The organism is uncultured Mycobacterium sp. (assembly GCF_964249325.1).
GTDB lineage: Bacteria > Actinomycetota > Actinomycetes > Mycobacteriales > Mycobacteriaceae > Mycobacterium.
Genome location: NZ_CAXUCH010000271.1, coordinates 1,261 through 4,916 on the forward strand (window position 1 = coordinate 1,261; position 3,656 = coordinate 4,916).

Sequence of the window (3,656 nt, forward strand, 5' to 3'; positions counted from 1 at the left end):
GTTCAGCAAGCAGGGCGCCGCGTTCGACGACGTCTTGGCCGCCCGCGACTACCTGCAGTCGCTACCGGAGTGTTCGGGGCGGGTCGGCATCGCCGGCTTCTGTATGGGCGGGCAGTTCGCATTGATCATGGCGCCCAAGGGCTTTGGCGCCTCGGCGCCGTTCTACGGCACCCCGCTCCCCCGTCACCTCGACGAAACCCTCAACGGCGCGTGCCCGATCGTGGCCAGCTTCGGGGCCCGCGACCCTCTGGGAATCGGCGCGCCCAATCGGCTGCACCGGGTTCTCGAGCACAAGGGCATTCCCAACGATGTCAAGGTCTATCCCCGCGCCGGGCACAGCTTTGCCAACAAACTGCCCGCCCAGCCGCTGTTACGCATTACCGGATTCGGCTATAACGAGGCAGCCACCGAGGATGCCTGGGCCCGGGTGTTCGCTTTCTTCGGCGAACATCTGGGCAAGGCGCCGGCGTAGCGGACCGCCGACTATCGCGCGGGGCGAAGCTCCAGCCCGACGTTGTTGTGCATGCCGCCGCGCAGTTTGCTGAAGAAATTGAACACTCGGCCGACGACGCCGTATCGCTTACCGATGGCGTGGTAGACCGCGGCCGTGTGCGATTTGTCGAGGATGGCGGCGGTCGCTTCGACGGCGTCGGACTTCGGCCGCCCCCGCAGATCGCACGCCGCCAGTGTGACTCGCGGATTGTTGCGAATTCGCTTGACTTTCCAAGACTTTTCTTCGGTGATGACCAGCAGCCGATCGCCATCCGGTGCGGCCCAGATCGGAGTCGGCTTGGGCCGCCCGTCCTTGGTGAAGGTGGTCAGCAGGATGTACTCCGACTGCGCGATGTCGGCAAAGGTGGGTGACATACGCCTAGCCTTCCAAGTCGCCTTCGGTTTCCAGCAGCGCCTGCCGCAGTCCATCGAGGGTGTCCGGTTGCGGATCGCTCCACATGCCGCGGCCGACGGCCTCCAGCAGCCGTTCAGCCATCCCGTGCAGCGCCCACGGGTTGGACTCGGCCATGAATTTACGGTTTTCGGCGTCCAGCACGTAGCGCTCGGTGAGCTGCTCGTACATCCAGTCGGCCATCACGCCCGCCGTGGCGTCGTAGCCGAACAGGTAGTCCACTGTGGCAGCCATTTCGAAAGCGCCCTTGTAGCCGTGCCGGCGCATCGCGGTCATCCAGCGCGGATTGATCACCCGGGCACGAAATACCCGGATGGTCTCCTCCGAGAGGGTTCGAGTGCGGATCGCGTCGGGACGGGTGTTGTCGCCGATGTAGGCCGCCGGAGCCTGCCCGGTCAGCGCGCGCACGGTGGCCACCATGCCGCCGTGGTATTGGAAGTAGTCGTCGGAGTCGGCGATGTCGTGCTCGCGGGTGTCGGTGTTCTTGGCGGCGACTGCGATGCGCCGGTATTGGCGGTTCATGTCGTCGGCCGCCGGCCGGCCGTCGAGGTAGCGGCCGTAAGCGTATCCACCCCAGGCGGTGTACACCTGGGCGAGATCGGCGTCGTCACGCCAGTTGCGGCTGTCGATCAGCTGCAGCAGCCCCGCGCCGTAGGTGCCTGGCTTGGATCCGAAAACCCGTGTGGTGGCTCGGCGTTGGTCGCCGTGCTGCGCGAGGTCGGCCTGGGTGTGGGCGCGCACGTAGTTGTCGTCGACGGGTTCGTCGAGTTCGGCGACCAACCGCACCGCGTCATCGAGCATGGTCACCACATGCGGGAACGCGTCGCGGAAGAACCCGGAGATCCGCACCGTCACGTCGATGCGGGGACGGCCCAGCTCCGTTAACGAGATCGCCTCCAGGTTCACCACCCGTCGTGACGCGTCGTCCCAGACGGGCCGCACACCAAGCAGCGCAAGCACTTCGGCGACATCATCGCCGGCGGTGCGCATCGCCGAAGTCCCCCACACCGAAAGCCCGACCGATCGCGGCCAGCACCCGTAGTCGTCGCGGTAGCGGGCAAGCAGCGAATCTGCTAGTGCCACACCGGTTTCCCACGCCAACCGGGATGGTACGGCCTTTGGGTCGACGGAGTAGAAGTTCCGCCCGGTGGGCAGCACGTTGACCAGGCCGCGCAGCGGCGACCCCGACGGCCCCGCCGCGATGAACCGGCCGTCCAATGCCCTGAGCACCTGGCCGATTTCGTTCGCCGAGCCGCCCAGCCGGGGCACCACTTCAGTGGCGGCGAAGCGCAGTACGGCCGCCACGTCTGCGCGGTCGGTCAGCCGTTCGGCCGCGTCGGGATCCCAGCCGCTGTCCTGCAGCGCTTTTACCAGCTCCCGAGCTTGACCTTCGGCCTGGTCGACGGAGATGCGCTCGTCGCTGCCGTCCTCGGCAAGACCGAGCGCCTGACGCAGCCCGGGCAGCGATGCTTGGCCGCCGAAGAGCTGCCGGGCCCGCAGGATCGCCAGCACCAGGTCCAGTTGTTGCTCGCCTTGCGGAACGTGGCCCAAGATGTGCAGGCCGTCGCGAATCTGGACGTCTTTGATCTCACACAGCCACCCGTCGACGTGCAGCAGCATGTCGTCGAACGAGTCGTCTTCGGGGCGTTCGGCCAGTCCGAGATCGTGGTCCATCTTGGCCGCCCGGATCAGGGTCCAGATCTGCTGGCGGATTGCGGGCAGCTTGGCGGGATCCAGCGCAGCGACGGCGGCGTGCTCGTCGAGCAGCTGCTCCAATCGGGCGATGTCACCGTAGGTTTCGGCGCGCGCCATCGGCGGGATGAGGTGGTCGACGAGAACCGCGTGCGCGCGCCGCTTGGCCTGGGTGCCTTCGCCGGGGTCGTTGACCAGAAACGGGTACACCAGCGGCAAGCTGCCCAGCGCGGCGTCGCAGGCGCAGGCCGCCGACAGGCCCAGCGTCTTGCCTGGCAGCCACTCGAGATTGCCGTGCTTGCCCAGATGCACCACGGCGTGGGCCCTAAAACTATTAGGGAAGCCGGCGTCGAGCCAGCGGTAGGCGGCCAGATAGTGGTGGCTGGGCGGCAGATCCGGGTCGTGATAGATCGCCACCGGGTTGGCGCCGAAGCCGCGGGGTGGCTGGATCATGACCACCACGTTGCCGGCTTGGATTGCGGCGATGACGATTTCGCCGTCGGGGTCGCTGGTCCGGTCGACGAACAAGTCGCCGGGCGGCGGACCCCAATGCTTTTGGACCGCGTCGGTGAAATCGGCTGGCAGGGTGGCAAACCAAGCGCGGTAATCCTTGGCGGACATCCTGATTGGATTTCCGGCGAGTTGGCCGGCGGTGAGCCAATCGGGATCCTGGCCGCCGCGTTCGATCAGCGCGTGCACCAGCGCGTCGCCGTCTTGGGCATCGAGGCCGGGGATATCGCCGACCAGATAACCCTGCTCACGCATGGCCCGCAGCAGCTTGACGGCGCTGGCTGGGGTGTCCAGGCCGACTGCGTTGCCGATCCGGGCGTGCTTGGTCGGGTAGGCCGAGAACACGATCGCCACCCGCTTGTCGGCGTTGGCGACCCGGCGCAGCTGTGCGTGGCGCACCGCCAGGCCGGCAACCCGGGCGCAGCGCTCCGGGTCAGCAACGTAGGAGATCAGGCCTTCGTAATCGATTTCTTTGAACGAGAACGGGACTGTGATGATGCGGCCGTCGAACTCCGGCACGGCGACCTGGCTGGCCACGTCGAGCGGGCTC

Annotated in this window: 1 protein-coding gene and 2 pseudogenes (2 of these 3 only partly in view); 1 reads left to right on the forward strand and 2 read right to left on the reverse strand. The window is 67.0% G+C overall.

The features are described 5' to 3' along the window. Positions 1-472: pseudogene (locus tag ACFE99_RS22265) on the forward strand (dienelactone hydrolase family protein); it begins 131 nt to the left of the window's first position. Positions 473-483: 11 nt separating this feature from the next. Here ACFE99_RS22265 and ACFE99_RS22270 read toward each other — a convergent pair. Next, positions 484-867, reverse strand: a complete 384-nt coding sequence (locus ACFE99_RS22270; protein WP_375488642.1) for a PPOX class F420-dependent oxidoreductase — start codon at positions 865-867, stop codon at positions 484-486. Positions 868-871: 4 nt separating this feature from the next. Further along, positions 872-3,656: pseudogene (cobN, locus tag ACFE99_RS22275) on the reverse strand (cobaltochelatase subunit CobN) (its annotated part continues 444 nt past the right edge of the window); the annotation flags it as partial.

Excerpts from the sequence above, each read along its gene's own strand:
- ACFE99_RS22270 (WP_375488642.1), bottom strand. The coding sequence starts at position 867 with ATGTCACCCACCTTTGCCGACATCGCGCAGTCGGAGTACATCCTGCTG.